The organism is Phorcysia thermohydrogeniphila (assembly GCF_004339575.1).
GTDB classification, from domain to species: domain Bacteria; phylum Aquificota; class Aquificia; order Desulfurobacteriales; family Desulfurobacteriaceae; genus Phorcysia; species Phorcysia thermohydrogeniphila.
This window is the reverse complement of sequence record NZ_SMFV01000004.1, coordinates 28289-43074: the sequence shown is the minus strand read 5'-3', so window position 1 is coordinate 43074 and position 14786 is coordinate 28289. Positions and strand designations below refer to the sequence as shown.

General features: G+C 45.8%; 20 protein-coding genes and 1 tRNA gene. 12 read left to right on the top strand and 9 right to left on the bottom strand.

From position 1 onward, the window contains the following. Nucleotides 1-3 precede the first annotated feature (3 nt). Both CLV27_RS05810 and CLV27_RS05805 read right to left on the bottom strand, forming a co-directional pair. On the bottom strand, nucleotides 4-1035 hold the full coding sequence (locus CLV27_RS05810) for a flagellar brake protein (protein ID WP_132526768.1): 1032 nt from the start codon (nucleotides 1033-1035) through the stop codon (nucleotides 4-6). Nucleotides 1036-1065: 30 nt separating this feature from the next. After that, a complete protein-coding gene (locus CLV27_RS05805) occupies nucleotides 1066-1716 on the bottom strand; it encodes an endonuclease III domain-containing protein (protein WP_132526766.1) in 651 nt (216 codons plus the stop codon). A 33-nt stretch (nucleotides 1717-1749) separates the two neighbouring features. Here CLV27_RS05805 and CLV27_RS05800 point away from each other — a divergent pair, with 33 nt between their 5' ends. Both CLV27_RS05800 and CLV27_RS05795 read left to right on the top strand, forming a co-directional pair. Further along, on the top strand, nucleotides 1750-2424 hold the full coding sequence (locus CLV27_RS05800; RefSeq protein WP_132526764.1) for a histidinol phosphate phosphatase domain-containing protein: 675 nt from the start codon (nucleotides 1750-1752) through the stop codon (nucleotides 2422-2424). A gap of 44 nt (nucleotides 2425-2468) precedes the next feature. Further along, a tRNA-Sec gene (locus CLV27_RS05795) sits at nucleotides 2469-2563 on the top strand. 8 nt (nucleotides 2564-2571) lie between these two features. On the opposite strand, the gene gatA is transcribed toward CLV27_RS05795, so the two are convergent. Genes gatA through CLV27_RS05775 form a run of 4 tightly spaced genes read right to left on the bottom strand, consistent with a single transcriptional unit; the run spans nucleotide 2572 to nucleotide 4898 of the window. Next, nucleotides 2572-4035 carry an Asp-tRNA(Asn)/Glu-tRNA(Gln) amidotransferase subunit GatA gene (gene gatA / locus CLV27_RS05790; RefSeq protein ID WP_132526762.1) on the bottom strand — a complete coding sequence of 488 codons (1464 nt, stop codon included), beginning with the start codon at nucleotides 4033-4035 and terminating at the stop codon, nucleotides 2572-2574. A gap of 10 nt (nucleotides 4036-4045) precedes the next feature. Next, nucleotides 4046-4270 carry a DUF6485 family protein gene (locus tag CLV27_RS05785; protein ID WP_132526760.1) on the bottom strand — a complete coding sequence of 75 codons (225 nt, stop codon included), beginning with the start codon at nucleotides 4268-4270 and terminating at the stop codon, nucleotides 4046-4048. Nucleotides 4271-4290: 20 nt separating this feature from the next. Next, nucleotides 4291-4581: an Asp-tRNA(Asn)/Glu-tRNA(Gln) amidotransferase subunit GatC gene (gatC, locus tag CLV27_RS05780; protein WP_132526758.1), complete on the bottom strand. Its 291-nt coding sequence runs from the start codon at nucleotides 4579-4581 to the stop codon at nucleotides 4291-4293. Continuing rightward, on the bottom strand, nucleotides 4578-4898 hold the full coding sequence (locus tag CLV27_RS05775) for a cyclic-phosphate processing receiver domain-containing protein (RefSeq protein WP_132526756.1): 321 nt from the start codon (nucleotides 4896-4898) through the stop codon (nucleotides 4578-4580). The genes gatC and CLV27_RS05775 overlap by 4 nt, the downstream gene beginning before the upstream one ends. A gap of 28 nt (nucleotides 4899-4926) precedes the next feature. Between CLV27_RS05775 and CLV27_RS05770 the strand changes: the two genes are divergently transcribed. The 10 genes from CLV27_RS05770 to CLV27_RS05725 all read left to right on the top strand — a co-directional run bounded on the left by CLV27_RS05770 (nucleotide 4927) and on the right by CLV27_RS05725 (nucleotide 12565). Continuing rightward, nucleotides 4927-5133 carry a ubiquitin family protein gene (locus tag CLV27_RS05770; RefSeq protein ID WP_132526754.1) on the top strand — a complete coding sequence of 69 codons (207 nt, stop codon included), beginning with the start codon at nucleotides 4927-4929 and terminating at the stop codon, nucleotides 5131-5133. Nucleotides 5134-5136: 3 nt separating this feature from the next. Continuing rightward, on the top strand, nucleotides 5137-5559 hold the full coding sequence (ruvX, locus tag CLV27_RS05765; RefSeq protein ID WP_243644898.1) for a Holliday junction resolvase RuvX: 423 nt from the start codon (nucleotides 5137-5139) through the stop codon (nucleotides 5557-5559). A 204-nt stretch (nucleotides 5560-5763) separates the two neighbouring features. Beyond that, on the top strand, nucleotides 5764-6798 hold the full coding sequence (mnmA, locus tag CLV27_RS05760; protein ID WP_132526752.1) for a tRNA 2-thiouridine(34) synthase MnmA: 1035 nt from the start codon (nucleotides 5764-5766) through the stop codon (nucleotides 6796-6798). Beyond that, nucleotides 6798-7235, top strand: coding sequence for a F0F1 ATP synthase subunit B (locus tag CLV27_RS05755; protein WP_132526750.1), 438 nt, complete (start codon nucleotides 6798-6800; stop codon nucleotides 7233-7235). Before mnmA ends, CLV27_RS05755 begins: the two co-directional genes overlap by 1 nt. A 9-nt stretch (nucleotides 7236-7244) precedes the next feature. Beyond that, nucleotides 7245-7718: a F0F1 ATP synthase subunit B gene (locus tag CLV27_RS05750; RefSeq protein WP_132526748.1), complete on the top strand. Its 474-nt coding sequence runs from the start codon at nucleotides 7245-7247 to the stop codon at nucleotides 7716-7718. Nucleotides 7719-7729: 11 nt separating this feature from the next. Further along, nucleotides 7730-8263 (top strand): ATP synthase F1 subunit delta, encoded by a 534-nt coding sequence (atpH, locus tag CLV27_RS05745; protein WP_132526746.1) that lies wholly within the window; start codon nucleotides 7730-7732, stop codon nucleotides 8261-8263. A 29-nt stretch (nucleotides 8264-8292) separates the two neighbouring features. After that, on the top strand, nucleotides 8293-9801 hold the full coding sequence (gene atpA / locus CLV27_RS05740; RefSeq protein WP_132526744.1) for a F0F1 ATP synthase subunit alpha: 1509 nt from the start codon (nucleotides 8293-8295) through the stop codon (nucleotides 9799-9801). A 12-nt stretch (nucleotides 9802-9813) separates the two neighbouring features. Then, nucleotides 9814-10674, top strand: a complete 861-nt coding sequence (gene atpG / locus CLV27_RS05735) for an ATP synthase F1 subunit gamma (RefSeq protein WP_132526742.1) — start codon at nucleotides 9814-9816, stop codon at nucleotides 10672-10674. 14 nt (nucleotides 10675-10688) lie between these two features. After that, nucleotides 10689-12131, top strand: coding sequence for a F0F1 ATP synthase subunit beta (atpD, locus tag CLV27_RS05730; RefSeq protein ID WP_132526740.1), 1443 nt, complete (start codon nucleotides 10689-10691; stop codon nucleotides 12129-12131). Nucleotides 12132-12142: 11 nt separating this feature from the next. After that, entirely contained in the window at nucleotides 12143-12565 is a 423-nt protein-coding gene (locus CLV27_RS05725; protein ID WP_132526738.1) for a F0F1 ATP synthase subunit delta/epsilon, read from the top strand. A 17-nt stretch (nucleotides 12566-12582) separates the two neighbouring features. On the opposite strand, the gene CLV27_RS05720 is transcribed toward CLV27_RS05725, so the two are convergent. From CLV27_RS05720 to CLV27_RS05710, 3 genes are read right to left on the bottom strand one after another with little or no spacing between them, the layout of a single operon-like run. Beyond that, complete coding sequence (locus CLV27_RS05720; protein ID WP_132526736.1) at nucleotides 12583-12900, bottom strand: hypothetical protein; 318 nt, start codon at nucleotides 12898-12900, stop codon at nucleotides 12583-12585. Nucleotides 12901-12937: 37 nt separating this feature from the next. Beyond that, complete coding sequence (locus tag CLV27_RS05715; protein WP_132526734.1) at nucleotides 12938-14437, bottom strand: ABC1 kinase family protein; 1500 nt, start codon at nucleotides 14435-14437, stop codon at nucleotides 12938-12940. Further along, on the bottom strand, nucleotides 14437-14748 hold the full coding sequence (locus tag CLV27_RS05710; RefSeq protein WP_132526732.1) for a phasin family protein: 312 nt from the start codon (nucleotides 14746-14748) through the stop codon (nucleotides 14437-14439). The genes CLV27_RS05715 and CLV27_RS05710 overlap by 1 nt, the downstream gene beginning before the upstream one ends. Nucleotides 14749-14786 lie beyond the last annotated feature (38 nt).

Genomic DNA, 14786 nt, shown 5'->3' with positions numbered 1-14786 from the left:
AATTTAGCCTTTATTCCTTATGGCAAGCTGGGCGAGTCGCTGTTGTTCGCGTTTTACAAAATCGTGGATTATCTTCTGCTCCTCAGGCATTATTTGCTCAAACTTTACGCCGTAGCACGTTGTATGCCGTCTTGGGTATACATTTACAACTGTTGCCTTCTGGTTAAAGTGGTGGCCGTTGAGTTCAAACCTGAGGATAATTTCGGTCATCCCGGAGAGCTCTGTATCAAGTTCTGTAAGAGGTATGCAGACTTTGGCTCCTCCGGCACTTATGTCAACAATTTCTCCCGATACCCATTTCGTTTTACCTTCCTTCCTGTCGTAGATTCCTACCGACGCAGCAAGCTCTACCTCAACTCTTGCGTACTCCCTTCTCTGGTACCTTGTTAGCTCAAAGGTGTGGGGCATGTGAAGTATGAGCTTCCCGTTCTCGTAGGAGGTTTTCTCTATGACTTCCTTGAAGGTGTATATACCGTCTCCCTTTCTTATAAAGGTGATTTTCGCCTCAACTCCTACTAACTCTTTACCTCCTGCAACCGGTTCAAGTAGTGTCCAGTACATATAGCGTTCGTCCTTGTCAAAGAGGGCTATCTCGTAGCGTCTCTTGTCGGAGATGTAGAGTTTTGCGGTCTGGAAGAGCTCTATGTCTTTCGTGCTCGTTAGAGGAACGAAGTAGGGAATATAGTCAAAACCAAGTTTCATTCTCATGTCCTGAACTAATTCTTCTTTTGGATTTGGAGCGTTTTTAAGGTAAAAGTCTACAACCCTTTCAAATGGGGCTTTAAACTCCAAAGCGAGGAATGGGTCTCTGCCAAATTTTCTTGAGTATGTCCATAGAGTTGTTGCTTCTTCTTCTGTAAGTCCTTTTTCGGAAGCCTCTTTAAAGAAAGAAATCCTTAGCTTTTTCTCTTTTAGGTATTCTCTTATAAGGCCAGCAAGCATAATGAACAGTAGGAAGGCGACAATAAGGAGAACAAATATTAAAAGAGTGTTTGCTCCTGCCGTGGGGAACTTGAGGAAGCTCAGTTTTTGCATCCTCTCACCTGTGTTCGGTTTTGACTTGACCTAAATTTTAACATACCTACAGAGTTTCAATAGACAGCAGCTATTGCACAGAGGTTTTTTCCGGCAGGTGGCCTTGCAGTGTTCAACTATTAAAGCGTGAAATTCCTTAAATATTTTTAACTTGTCTGATTCGCGGGAGAAGGAGGCTTCTACAATTCTTCTTACTTTTTCGTAGTTTTCTTTTTCTGTCTTTAAAATTCCAAGACGATAGAAGAGCCGTTTTGTATAGGCGTCAACTACAAATACTGGTTTTTCAAGGGCGTATAGTAAAATGGAATCGGCAGTTTCTTTTCCGATACCTTTTAGCTTGAGGAGCTCATTTCTTAGGTTTTCCAGTTTTTTCCTTTTTAGGTTTTCAAGTCCTCCAGAGCTTACGAGGTAGCTACAGAAGTTTTTCAAGTACTTGGCCTTCTGGCGGTAGAAACCTGCAGGTCTTATTAGCTCTTCTAAAAGTTCTTTTTGGCACTCAAGGATTCCCTCGGGGGTGAGTAATTTGTGACCTTTCAGGTTGCTTATAGCCTTTTCAACGTTCCTCCAAGCGGTGTTCTGAGTTAGGAGAACTCCAACGCACACCTCAAAGGGTGTCTCTGCTGGCCACCAGTTCTGTTCTCCGTAGCTCTCTAAGAGTATCTGGTAAACTTCCCTAAGCATGGTATTAAAAAAGATAGACTGGAGGTTTTAAAGGTGATAGACCTTCACACCCACACGATTTTTAGCGATGGAGCTCTAATTCCAAGTGAGCTTGTAAGGCGTGCAGAAAGTATCGGCTATAGAGCTATCGCCATTACCGACCACGTTGACTACTCAAACTACAGATTCGTTCTTGAAAGGCTTTACGAGACTGTGGAGGTTCTAAACGAGTATACCTCCTTAGACGTCCTTCCCGGAGTTGAAATTACACACGTTCCGCCTGTCAAGATTCCAGAACTTATTGCTCTCTGTAGGGAGGCTGGAGCTACGATTGTCGTCGTTCACGGTGAGACGGTAGTTGAGCCGGTTGCTCCCGGAACTAACCGAGCAGCTATAGAAGGAAAAGCTGACATCCTTGCTCACCCGGGACTTATAACTGAAGAAGAGGTAAGGCTTGCTGCGGAAAACGGTGTTTTCTTGGAGGTAACTGCAAGGAAGGGACACAACATTACAAACGGCCACGTTGTAAGGCTTGCTAAAAAGGTGGGAGCTCCCCTCGTTATTAACACCGATGCTCACTCGCCTTCTGACTTAATAGCCAGAGGTTTTGCCATAAAGGTTGGAGTTGGGGCTGGCTTGACGGTTCAGGAGGTTGAGGAGTGTTTTGCTAACAGTGAAAGACTTGTGGGACGGGCTAAGGACAGGCTGAAGAAGATTCTTGGAACTTGATAAGTTCTTTTCTATTACCTAACTTATTAAAGCACTAATTTTCTGGAGGCGGAAGGGGGCTGGTGTCCCCCCCGGACTTCAAATCCGGTGGTCCCGTCAAGGGCGGGACGGTGGGTTCGATTCCCATCCGCCTCCGCCACTTAAAATCTAAAGTTCCGGTAAGTTGTTTACCTTCAGCTCCTTCTCAAGGACGTTTGCAACGTTGAGAATCGTTGCCTCATCAAAGGCCTTTCCTATTATCTGAAGACCTATAGGGAGTCCCTTTCCGTCAAACCCACATGGGATAGAGATTGCAGGTAGGCCTGCAAGGTTTACGGCAATCGTAAAGATATCTGAGAGGTACATTTTTATCGGGTCGGCCGTTTTTTCACCGAGTTTAAAGGCCGTTGTTGGTGATGTTGGAGTCACTATAAAGTCCACCTTCTCAAAGGCCTTTTCAAAGTCCTGATAGATGAGGGTTCTGACTTTTTGGGCTTTCAGGTAGTAGGCGTCGTAGTATCCGGCGCTTAAAGTGTAAGTTCCTATCATTATCCTTCTCTTGACCTCGTCGCCAAAGCCTTCAGCCCTTGTCTTGCAGAACATATCAACTAGACCTTTATAGTCCTTTGCCCTGTATGTGTACCTGACTCCGTCAAACCTTCCAAGGTTTGATGAGGCCTCTGCAGGGGCGATGATGTAGTAGGTCTCTACGGCGTACTCAGTATGGGGAAGAGAAATCTCTTCTACTTCAACTCCTAAGCTTTCAAGCTTCTTAACTGCCTCAAGAACCTTCTCCTTTACCTCTGGCTCTATTCCCTCTACAAAGTATTCTTTTGGAAGTCCGGCCTTTAGGCCTTTTACCTCGTTGTTTAGTCCGGCGAGGAAGTCGGGAACTGGCACTCTTGCGCTCGTTGCGTCTTTTGCGTCCTGTCCGGAGATTACGTTGAGAAGGTATGCAGCGTCCTCAACATTTTTTGTGATTGGGCCTATCTGGTCAAGGGATGATGCAAAGGCCGTTAGTCCAAACCTTGAAACCCTTCCGTAGGTGGGCTTTAGGCCGACCACTCCGCAGAGGGCTGCAGGCTGTCTTATAGAACCTCCCGTGTCAGAGCCAAGGGAGGCGATTGCTGACCTTGCTGCAACGGCAGCAGCAGAACCACCGGAAGAGCCTCCGGGGACTCTTTCTAAGTCCCAAGGGTTTCTGGTAGGGCCAAAGTAGGAGGTTTCTGTTGAAGAGCCCATGGCGAACTCGTCAAGGTTGTTCTTACCGGCAAAGATAGCTCCTTTCTCCCTTAGTTTTTTTACTACTGTTGCATCGTAGGGAGAGATGAAGTTCTCTAGAATCTTAGAGGCGCAGGTCATTCTGACGTTTTCTACGTTTATGTTGTCCTTTATTGAAATGGGTATTCCAAAGAGCTCCGGCACTTCATCCTTAGAGAGCTTCTCAAGCTCCCTATCGGCAATCTCTGCCCTCTTAACGGCCTCTTCTTCGCATACAGTTATGTAGGCGTTTAACTTGGGCTCTGTTTCCTCTATCCTGTCAAGGAGCTCCTTTAAGAGCTCTGAAGGCTTAACCTCTTTCTCCTTTATTAGCCTGTTAAGTTCTTTCAGTGGTTTATTTAAAAGCTCCATTTTCTCCTCCCTACGCTTCTTTTACCAGTTTGTATCCCAGTTTTTCTGCCCACACCTTTATGAAGAACTCTATAGAACGGTTATAAGTTCTCTCTGCCTCAGGGGGGAAGAAACACGCCGGAACCTCTCCTTTATTCCTATGGTTCCTGATGCACAGGCAGCATATTCCCCTACGTGAACATGCTGTATAGGTACAGCCACAGTCCTTTAAGTTTTCAGCTCTCCTGCACTCCATTCTTAAAGCCCCCTTTAGCGTTATTTCTTGACGACCTTAGGAACGATGAAGAACTTACCGTCCGTTTCAGGGGCGTTTCTAAAGGTTTTCTCTGGTGGTAAGCTTACGCCGGGAACGTCCTCTCTTAGAACGTTCTGGGGAGGGATAATCTGGAACTTAGGGTCAATACCCTCAGTATTCAGCTCGTTTAGCTTCTCTACAAAGTCCAAAATCTTGCTGAGCTGTTCCTGAAACTTCTCTATCTCCTCCTCTTTTAGCTCAAGCCTTGAAAGCATTGCAATGTGCTTTACCTCTTCCCTGCTTAGCTTCATCTCTTACTCCTTAGAAAGGCTTTTATGTTTCTTCCAATCTCTTCAATCTTTTCTGCCATTACAGGGTCAGAAGAGTGAGATACAATTTTAACATTAGGGTTAAGCTCTACTTCTCCCGTGTAAACTGCTTCCTCTAACCACCTTATGAAGTCTATACCGTTTCCTCCGTAGGCTGAGTACTCTTCAAGGTAGTTATCAAGGTCAAGGACCTCAATTTCCTTTCCGTGCTCCTTAACGAACTCTTTTAACTCGTTTACGGTCTTAACCAGCACGTAGCCGGGAGGTGGCGTTCTCCAGTCGTCAAGGTATATTTTCATCGTTAAACTCCCCTTCTGGAGGTAGGCTTTGGGCAGAATTTTAGTAGAAATGGATGGAAAGGAAAGGGAGGTAGAGATAAAGGGAAGGAGTATAAGGGTTGATAGACTGCTGGAGCTCCTTGACATCTACCCTGAAACTGCCGTCGTGGTGAAGGACGGTAAACTCCTCTGTGACGATGAGAGACTATCCGATGGAGACCGCGTAAAAGTAGTTGTTGCCACTTCAAAGGGGTAGCAGTTGAAGAGGGTAATGGCCCTTGACGTTGGCTTTAAGAGGATAGGCGTAGCCCTTTCAGACCCCTTAAGGCTTACAGCGTACCCTTATAAGATTATTCATAGGAAGAGTAACAGGGAGACCTTTGAGGAGCTCCTAAGGATTATTGATGAAAAAGACGTTGATACCATTCTTGTTGGCGTTCCGTTAAGCTTAGAGGGTAGGGATACAAAGATAGGAGAGAAGATTAAGAAGTTCGCCACCAAGTTTCAGCAGTTCCTTAAAGAGAGTGGAAGGCAGGTAAGCTTTGTTTTTGTTGATGAGTCTTACTCTACCTTAGAGGCGACAAACTTGTGCAGAGAGCTCGGAAAAAAGAGAGAAGAAGTGGACGATATAGCTGCGGCCATTTTCCTCCGAGACTGGCTTGCCTTCAAAGGTTCTCCTTAATATATTTAGCTTTGCGCTTTTTGTGATAAAAATTTCTACAACAGTATTACCATATTGATGCTGTTACCCCTTGACAACTTGAGAATGAGAACTATTATTAATAGTAGACACCCCCCTATCCCCCTCCCTCCTCCCCACAGATTTAAAGGGCGCCATCCCGGCGCCCTTCTTTTTTTGCCTCGCATGCTGTAAACTTGAGCTATCATGAAAAGGGTTGTTGTTGGTCTCAGTGGAGGAGTAGATAGCTTCTATACGGCATACCTACTGAAAGAAAGGGGCTATGAAGTTATTCCTGTCTTTTTCCGCCTCACCCAAAAAGCGTCACCTGAAAAGGCGCAAAAAGCAGCGGAGCTCTTAGGACTTAAACTTTCCGTTATTGACCTTACAGACCAGTTCCAGAAAGAGGTAATTGATTACTTTGTCCGTTACTATAGAAAGGGCCTAACTCCCAACCCTTGCGCGGTATGTAATAGAAAGATAAAGCTTAATTACCTTTATCTTTTAATGAAGGAGTTTGGAGCTGACTTCATAGCTACTGGCCACTACGCCCGCGTTGTTTTTTCTAAGGAGTGGGGAAAACATTTAGTCCTTAGGGGTAAGGATAGGAGAAAAGAGCAGTCCTACTTCCTCTCGCTTGTTGAGCAGCGTGTTTTTGAGAGGTTATTGCTTCCACTTGGAGAGTTTACTAAGGACGAGGTTATCAAGAGGGCTAAAGCCATAGGATTTCCGTTTGAGAGTGAAAGCCAAGATATCTGCTTTATAGAGGGGGATTACGTTTCTTTTGTAGAGCAGTTTGTCAAGCCTCCTCCCGGCCTTTTTGTTTTAAAGGACGGAACAGTTGTTGGTAGGCATAAGGGATACCACCGCTATACGGTTGGTCAGAGGAGAGGGCTTGGAATCTCTTACGGTAAGCCCCTTTACGTTGTTGAAATAGATGCTGAAAACAACAGGGTGATTCTGGGAGGGAAAGAGGACGTTCTAAAGAGTACTGTGTACGTATGGAACGTAAACTGGCACCTTGAGTATGAGAAAGTTAAAGAGCTCAAAGGCCTTCAGGTTCAGGTTAGATATCGTTCTCGTCCTGTTCCAGTTGAGTCGGTAGAGTATTTAAAAAACGGCTTTTATTATGTAAAATTAGCGGCGAAAGTTGACGCCCCCGCTCCGGGGCAGGTGTGTGCCTTTTACAGCGGTGACCTCCTCCTTGGAGGCGGGGAAATCACAAAGCAAGGAGAAGGGTAATGGCGGGGAGCATCGTAGCGATAGACGGAACCCTACTGGTTCAGGCTGTCAACTTCCTAATCTTTATGGTTCTCCTCAACAAGTTTCTTTTCCAACCGCTCCTTGGCTTGATGGAAGAGAGGGAAAAGGAGCTTGAGGCCCAGTACTCTGAAATTGAGGCCTTGAGGGCAAAGGCTGAGAGCCTACTTAAAGAGGTGGAACAGGTACTGGGCGAGGCGAGGGCTAAGGCGAAGGCTCTCGTTGATGAGGCTGTTAAAGAGGCCAGGGCTGAAAGGGAGAGAATCCTTCAGCAGGCGCATGAAGAGGCTGCTGCTAAGTTAGAGAGTGCCAAGCAAGAAATCTGGAGCTCCTTTGAGGCAGAGAAGGCAAAACTTGAATCTGAGGCTGAAAAGATAGCTGAAGAAATTGTTAAGAAAATACTTGGAAAGGCAGCATAAGGGGGTGAGATGGAGCACATTCAACATGAGCTGTTTTGGAAAACTGTAAATACAGTAATTTTGATAGCAATCCTATACTGGCTTCTCAAGAAGCCCGTTTCAAAGTTCATATCCGACGGTATTAACGCTGTTGTCAGCAGGTTTGAGAGGGCAAAGCAGGAAAAGGAGGAGGTTCTGAGGCTCCTCAAGGAAGCTGAGAGGAAGTCTGAGGAAGCAAAAGCAGAGGCAGAGAGAATACTTCAGTATTCAAAGGAGCTTGCTGCTAAGGAGAGAGAGCAGATAATAGCTGAAGCTAAGCAGACTGCTGAAAGGATAATCAGGATGGCTGACGAGGAGATAGAGAAAGAGGTTTACAAGGCCAAGGAAGAGCTTAAGAAGTTTGCGGCTCGTAAGGCTGTAGAAATAGCTGAGGCAAAGCTTAAGGCGGCGGCTAATCCTGAGATAAACAAGAGACTCATAGAATCTACCCTTCAAAAGCTTTAGGAGGGATCAAATTGAGACTGGAAGTGAGAGTAGCGAGGAGGTACGCGAAGGCCCTGGCTGATGTCCTGCCGGACGACAGGCTGGAGAAGGTTCTGGAAGAGGTGAAGACGATAGGTTCTCTCCTTGACGACAGGGTAATTAAGTATTTTAAGAGCCCTGTTGTTCCTCCTGAGAAAAAGAGGAGCCTCATAGAGCAGATCTTAGAGAAGGTTGGGGCTTCTGAGGAGCTAAAAAGAGTTCTGCTCCTTATGGCCCAGAAGGATAGGCTGGGGACGCTCAGGGAGTTTGCTTCAGAGTTTGAAAAGTTCGTTGATTACAGGCTGGGAATTATCAAGGCTGAAATAACAACAGCTACAGAGATTGACGAGGAAACGGTTTTAAAGATTAAATCAAAAATTGAAGAAATTTTCGGAAAGAAGGCTGAGATCTCTGTAAAGCTTGATCCCTCCCTGATTGGTGGATTTGTTGTCAGGGTAGCAGACAAGGTTCTTGATGCTTCTATAAAGACGCAGCTTGAAAACCTTAAAAAAGCTATAGCTGATTAACATAAAAACTCTTAAGGCGAGGTGAAGGGATGCAGATCAGAGCGGAAGAGATTTCAGAACTGATAAGAAAACAGATTGAAGAGTTTGAGGCTTCCGTAAAGCTTGACGAAACTGGTATCGTCATCAAGGTTGGTGACGGTGTTGCAAGGGTTTACGGCCTTGAAAACGTTGAATACGGAGAAGTTGTAGAGTTTGAGGATGGAACAGAGGGTGTTGCTTTCAACTTGGAGGAGGACAACGTAGGTGTCGTTCTCCTCGGTGAAGGTAGGGGAATCGTTGAGGGTAGTAAGGCAAAGAGGACAGGAAGAATCCTTGACATGCCCGTAGGAGAAGGGCTTATAGGAAGGGTTCTTGACCCACTTGGAAGACCCCTTGACGGTAAAGGAGAGATTGAATACGTAGAGAGAAGGGCTGTTGAGCGTATTGCTCCCGGTATCGTAACGAGGAAGCCTGTTCACGAGCCCCTCCAGACAGGTATTAAGGCTATTGACGCTCTCATTCCGATTGGAAGGGGACAGAGGGAGCTTATCATCGGTGACAGGCAGACCGGTAAAACAACTATTGCGATAGACACAATCCTCAACCAGAAGAGGGAAGGAGTTATCTGTATTTACTGTGCTATCGGTCAGAAGCGTTCTACTGTAGCTCAGACGATTCAGCTCCTCAAAGAGCACGGAGCTATGGATTATACGATAGTTATTTCTGCTACAGCTTCTGACCCAGCTGCCCTTCAGTACCTCGCTCCATACTCTGCAGTAACGGTTGCTGAGTACTTTAGGGATACAGGAAGAGCAGCACTCATCGTTTACGACGACCTCTCCAAGCAGGCTGTAGCTTACAGGGAAATGTCCCTCCTCCTCAGGCGTCCACCGGGACGTGAAGCTTATCCGGGTGACATCTTCTACCTCCACTCAAGGCTTCTTGAAAGGGCTGCTAAGCTCAACGATGAGCTTGGTGCTGGTTCACTAACAGCTCTTCCAATTATTGAAACAAAGGCTGGTGACATCTCCGCTTACATTCCAACAAACGTTATCTCCATTACTGACGGACAGATCTTCCTTGAGACAGACCTCTTCTACAAGGGACAGAGGCCGGCTATTAACGTAGGTCTTTCTGTTTCAAGGGTTGGAGGTGCAGCTCAGATTAAGGCTATGAAGCAGGTTGCAGGTAAGCTCAGGCTTGAGCTTGCAAGGTACAGGGAGCTTGAGGCCTTCGCTCAGTTCGCTTCTGATCTTGACCCTGCAACAAGGGCTCAGCTTGAGCGCGGTAGAAGACTTATGGAGCTCCTCAAACAACCACCTTACAGCCCAATTCCAGTTGAGAAGCAGATTGTAGCCTTCTTTGCAGCAATCAACGGTTACCTTGATGATATTCCTGTTGAGGCTGTTACGAAGTTTGAGAAGGAGCTCTACGCTTTCATGGATGCTAAGCATCCTGAGATCCTCAAGGAGATTCTTGACAAGAAACAGCTTGACGACGAACTGACCAACAAGCTCCACTCCGCGATTAAGGAGTTCAAGGCTACGTTTACTGCTTAAGAGAGGTAGAAAATGCCCGGAATGAGAGAAATTAAGGCTAAGATAAAGAGTTTGAAGGGTACAAAGCGGATTACCGCCGCCATGAAGGCGGTATCCGCTGCTAAACTCCGTAAGGCGCAGACGGAGCTCTTTAACATAAGACCTTACGCTGAGGTTATGAAGGGTATAGTTGAAGGGCTCTACTTAAGGGAAAATCCAGCCCTTCACTCTATCTTCAAGGTTAGGCCCGTAAAGAGGATAGAGCTGGTTGTCATTTCCTCAGATAAAGGTCTCTGTGGAGCTTTCAACGCCAACATAATCAGGAACGTTAACAAGTTCGCTAAGGAAAAGCAGAAAGAGGGGATAGAAATAAGCCTTACGACGGTTGGAAACAAGGCGAGTCAGTTCTTTACAAAGTACTCCGACCTAAAGGTTCGCAAAGAGGTTAAGGACATATTCAGAAGAATTGGTCTTCCTCTCGCTGAGGAAATAGCTGAGGACCTTTACTTGGGATACCTCTCCGAGTACTTTGACGAGGTTTACCTCGTTTACAACAGGTTTGTAAACGCTCTCACTCAGGAAGTTACCTTTGAGAAGATACTTCCTCTCTCTGTTGAGGTAGAGGAAGGAGCTCCTGTAAGTGAATACCTCGTTGGTCCAGATGAGAGCGTCGTTGAGAGGGCTGTTAAGTCCTACGTTTCTGCGACTGTTTTAAGGGCCCTCAAGGAGTCAGAGACTTCCGAGCACGCAGCAAGAATGACTGCAATGGACAACGCTACAAAGAACGCAGAAGACCTCATCAAGAAGCTCACCATCTCCTTCAACAAGGCAAGACAGGCTGCTATTACTAAGGAGCTCATTGAGATTACAACAGCTATTGAAGCAATGAAATAATCGGGAGGATAGATATGGCAGAACATAAAGGTAGGATTGTTCAGATTGTAGGACCTGTTATAGATGTTGAGTTCCCGGACGGTCATCTTCCAAAAATTTACCACGCCCTTAAAGTTCCGAACGTAAAGCAGATTACTTGGGACGGTAAGATTAAGACCGGTGACCTCATGCTTGAGGTTCACCAGCAGCTCGGCGAGAACAGGGTAAGGTGTATCGCCTTCGGAGCTACAGAGGGTCTTAGAAGGGGTATGGAAGTTATTGACACCGGTGACTACTTAAAGGTTCCCGTTGGACACGCTACAAGAGGAAGAATCTTCAATGTTGTTGGAGAGCCCATTGACGACCAGGGTCCCGTTGAGGCTGAGGAGTACTGGCCAATTCACAGGCCAACTCCACCCCTCACAGAGCAGAAGGCTACTGCTGAAATCTTTGAGACCGGTATCAAGGTAATTGACCTCCTTGAGCCTTACGCTAAGGGTGGTAAGACAGGACTCTTCGGTGGTGCTGGAGTTGGTAAGACCGTTCTCCTCATGGAGCTTATCCACAACGTTGCTATGAAGCACGGTGGTTTCTCCGTTTTCGCCGGAGTTGGTGAGAGGACGAGGGAAGGTACAGACCTCTGGCTTGAAATGAAGGAGTCCGGCGTTCTTGAAAACACAGTTCTCGTTTACGGTCAGATGAACGAGCCACCGGGTAACAGGTGGCGTGTTGCTATGACCGGCGTTACAATGGCTGAGTACTTTAGGGACGTTGAGGGAAGAGACGTTCTCTTCTTCGTTGACAACATGTTCAGGTTCATTCAGGCCGGTTCTGAGGTTTCCGCTCTCTTAGGAAGGATTCCTTCAGAGGTTGGTTACCAGCCAACCCTTGCAACAGAGGTAGGAGCTATTCAGGAGCGTATTACTTCTACAACTAAGGGTTCTATTACTTCCGTTCAGGCTATTTACGTTCCTGCTGACGACTTTACAGACCCAGCTCCGTTTACACTCTTTGCTCACCTTGATGCAACAACAGTTCTCTCCCGTTCCCTCGCAGAGCAGGGTATCTACCCAGCTGTTGACCCACTTGAGTCCACCTCCAGAATGCTTGACCCCAACATCGTTGGTGAGAGACACTACCGCGTAGCAAGGGAAGTTCAGAGGTACCTCCAGAGGTACAAGGAGCTCCTTGAAATCATCGCAATCCTCGGTATGGAAGAGCTCTCTGAGGAAGACAAGCTCGTCGTTCACAGGGCGAGGAGAATCCAGCTCTTCCTCACACAGCCATTCCACGTTGCAGAGGTCTTCACCGGAATGCCCGGTAAGTACGTAACGATTGAGGAGACAATTGAAGGATTTGAGATGATAATCAACGGTGAGCTTGACCACCTGCCTGAAAACGCCTTCTACATGGTCGGTAACATCCAAGAGGCCATTGAGAAGGGTGAGAAGCTCCTCAAGGAAGCTAAAGCCAAGTAAGGGAGATAAGGATGGCTGTAAAGGGTATACCCTCTGAGATGAAGCTCCTTATAGCTTCCTCCACTGGGAAGCACATAGAGCTTGAAACTAAGGAAGTTTACATAGAGACTGATGATGGTGACTTGGGGGTTCTCCCCGGTCACCAACCTGAGTTTTACTCAGTAGGTGCTGGGTTCGTGAAGTTCAAGGATAAAGAAGGAAATGAGGTTACAAAACTTCTCTTTAACGGCTTTGTTCAGATAGAGCCGGATGTTGTCAGGATTGGCGTTCAAGAAATCTACGACCCAGAAGAGGTTGATGTTTCGTCCTTAGAGAAAGAAGTTGCCGAGCTTAAAGAAAGGCTCGCCTCCCTTTCTGAAGAGGAAGTTGAAGCTCGTCAGAGTGTTGAAGCTGAGATTAGAATGAAGGAAACCCTCATAGAGAAAGCCCGCTAAGCGGGCTTTCCTTACCTTTACTTCTTCACCAGTAAATACACCCCTATCCCAACGGCTAACCCTATAATTGCAATTCCTACATATTCAAGAAGTCTTTCCAGCTTGCCTGAGGATAGCTTACTTTCTGGTTTAGGAATCTGTTCTTTTGTAAGGTGGGGGCGGATTTCAACTATCTTTCCTGATTCAAGCCTTACCTTTATTACTTCAACCCTTTTTCCATTTTCAACCTTTTCAACGGTCCAGATTTCAACCGGCTTATCCTCATTGGTTGCTTGAGCAGTTAGCGGGAAAATGAGGAAGGCTACAAATAGTAGAGAGAAAATAAACTTTTTCATCTTATACCCCTAAGGATGGTTCCCTAATTTAAGTCTATCATTTTCTTAGGCGGTTAGTTGCCAGAACGGCTGGAACGTAAATAAACAAAAGTTTTGGAGCAAGTGTTAGAACTACAGCGAGTCCTAATATGACACTTCCCCAGAAGATATCGTCTTTTCTTTCTGTTTCTTTTTTGTTGCTCTCAGCGATTTTGGGTATTTTCTCAATTAGGTTTGAGTAAGTCATTGCTAATCTTGTAAGCCTTCTCTTTACCTCTTGGGTGACTACTCTTGGAGCTATTTTTCTAAGGTAAGGTTTGAGTAGTGGAGGAAGTCTAAATTCAGGGTATATTAGCCTTGCTATTGATTCTGTATGGGCTATGGTTTTCATGAGGACTAAGAGCTCCTCCGGCAGGACTATCCTAAATCGCCTTGCTGCTGAAAGTTCCTCGTAAAATAGCTTTTCTGCGTCTATCTGGGATAGTGGGCGGTTGTAGTATTTGTCAAGGAAAGAAAGAATTTCTCTTTTAAGGAGAGTTTCGTTTATGTTTTCTGGAACTGCTCCTATTTCCCTTAGCGCTCCAACAATTAACTCTAAGTCCTTGTTCATAACTCCCAAAGAGAAGACAAAGAAGGCTGATAAGGTATCGGGAGAGAGCCTCCCAACTATTCCAAAGTCTATGAAAACAAACCTTCCGTCTTCAAGCAGGAAAATATTGCCGGGGTGAAGGTCGCCGTGGAACACCCCCAGTTCAAAGATTGTCCTGTGAATGATGTGGACCAAGCGCTCTGCTAATTTCTTCCTTTCCTTCTCTGATAGGTTGCCGATTTCCGTTAGTTTTTTCCCTCTAACGAACTCCGTTACCAAGACCTCTTTTCCAGAGAGCTCCCACAGAACCTCTGGAACGTAGAGGGAAGGCTCTTTTTCGGAGAACTGTCTAAAGAGCTCCATGTAGGCAGCTTCTGTTCTTAGGTCAAGCTCTTCTGTGAGCATTCTTTCAAACTCATCTAAAATCTGAGAAATTCTAAACTGTCGGAAAAACGGAACAAAAAAGGCTAGAAAGGAAACCGTTACTTTAAGGATTCTCATATCCTGTTTTATTATTTCTTCCGCATCGGGACGCAGAATCTTAATCGCGACCTCTCTACCGTCTTTTAAAAGGGCCCTGTGGACCTGCGCAACAGAGCCTGAGCCTATGGGATTAGGGTCAAACTCTTCTATGTACTCTCCTATGTGGCTGTAGCTTTTAAGAATCTTTTCTGGCGGTAAAGGAGGAACTCTGTCCTGTAGCTTTTCAAGTTCCCTGATGAACTCAGGCGGTAGTATATCCACCCTTGTTGAAAGGAGCTGGCCTATTTTCTGGTAGGCTGGTCCTAACCTTTCAAGCGTTACCCTTAACCTTACCGGCGGAGGAAGTGAAAGGAGCTCTTTAAAGGGAAAGAAGAGTAAAAAACCTACTAGCTTTACTAGAGCTCCCGGCAGAAAAGATGAAAGGTACTCATAAGAGCAGAAGTAGATATGGCCGATAATTTCCCACGAACGCCTAATAAAACCCATCAATCTTTCTGGCCTTTTAGTTTTTCAACTTCTGCCCGCAGTTCCTTTATTTCCTCCTTCAAGGTTTCAAGGTCTTCCCTTGTTGCTAAGTTCATCTCTTTGAGGAGTTTTCCAACTTCAGCTGAAAGTTCCTCTTTCTGTTTTTCAATGCTTTTCTTTAGCTGCTGAATGAACTTCTTTCCTTCCTCCTCAGAGAGTTTTCCCTTCTCCTCCAGTTCTTTTACAAATTTTTCGGCCTTTTCGGCAAGGAGGGAAAGAGCTCCTATCTGCAGTAAGAAAAGTTTCTTTATTGCTTTGGCTGGACCTCCCATCTTTTTACCTCGTGATATGATTTCTCTTAAAATTTAAG

Bases quoted from the DNA above. Each gene is read 5' to 3' on its own strand.
- CLV27_RS05810 (WP_132526768.1), bottom strand. From the start codon at position 1,035: ATGCAAAAACTGAGCTTCCTCAAGTTCCCCACGGCAGGAGCAAACACT.
- CLV27_RS05805 (WP_132526766.1), bottom strand. From the start codon at position 1,716: ATGCTTAGGGAAGTTTACCAGATACTCTTAGAGAGCTACGGAGAACAG.
- gatA (WP_132526762.1), bottom strand. From the start codon at position 4,035: ATGGAGCTTTTAAATAAACCACTGAAAGAACTTAACAGGCTAATAAAG.
- CLV27_RS05785 (WP_132526760.1), bottom strand. From the start codon at position 4,270: ATGGAGTGCAGGAGAGCTGAAAACTTAAAGGACTGTGGCTGTACCTAT.
- gatC (WP_132526758.1), bottom strand. From the start codon at position 4,581: ATGAAGCTAAGCAGGGAAGAGGTAAAGCACATTGCAATGCTTTCAAGG.
- CLV27_RS05775 (WP_132526756.1), bottom strand. From the start codon at position 4,898: ATGAAAATATACCTTGACGACTGGAGAACGCCACCTCCCGGCTACGTG.
- mnmA (WP_132526752.1), top strand. From the start codon at position 5,764: ATGAAAAGGGTTGTTGTTGGTCTCAGTGGAGGAGTAGATAGCTTCTAT.
- CLV27_RS05755 (WP_132526750.1), top strand. From the start codon at position 6,798: ATGGCGGGGAGCATCGTAGCGATAGACGGAACCCTACTGGTTCAGGCT.
- CLV27_RS05750 (WP_132526748.1), top strand. From the start codon at position 7,245: ATGGAGCACATTCAACATGAGCTGTTTTGGAAAACTGTAAATACAGTA.
- atpA (WP_132526744.1), top strand. From the start codon at position 8,293: ATGCAGATCAGAGCGGAAGAGATTTCAGAACTGATAAGAAAACAGATT.
- atpG (WP_132526742.1), top strand. From the start codon at position 9,814: ATGCCCGGAATGAGAGAAATTAAGGCTAAGATAAAGAGTTTGAAGGGT.
- atpD (WP_132526740.1), top strand. From the start codon at position 10,689: ATGGCAGAACATAAAGGTAGGATTGTTCAGATTGTAGGACCTGTTATA.
- CLV27_RS05725 (WP_132526738.1), top strand. From the start codon at position 12,143: ATGGCTGTAAAGGGTATACCCTCTGAGATGAAGCTCCTTATAGCTTCC.
- CLV27_RS05720 (WP_132526736.1), bottom strand. From the start codon at position 12,900: ATGAAAAAGTTTATTTTCTCTCTACTATTTGTAGCCTTCCTCATTTTC.
- CLV27_RS05715 (WP_132526734.1), bottom strand. From the start codon at position 14,437: ATGGGTTTTATTAGGCGTTCGTGGGAAATTATCGGCCATATCTACTTC.
- CLV27_RS05710 (WP_132526732.1), bottom strand. From the start codon at position 14,748: ATGGGAGGTCCAGCCAAAGCAATAAAGAAACTTTTCTTACTGCAGATA.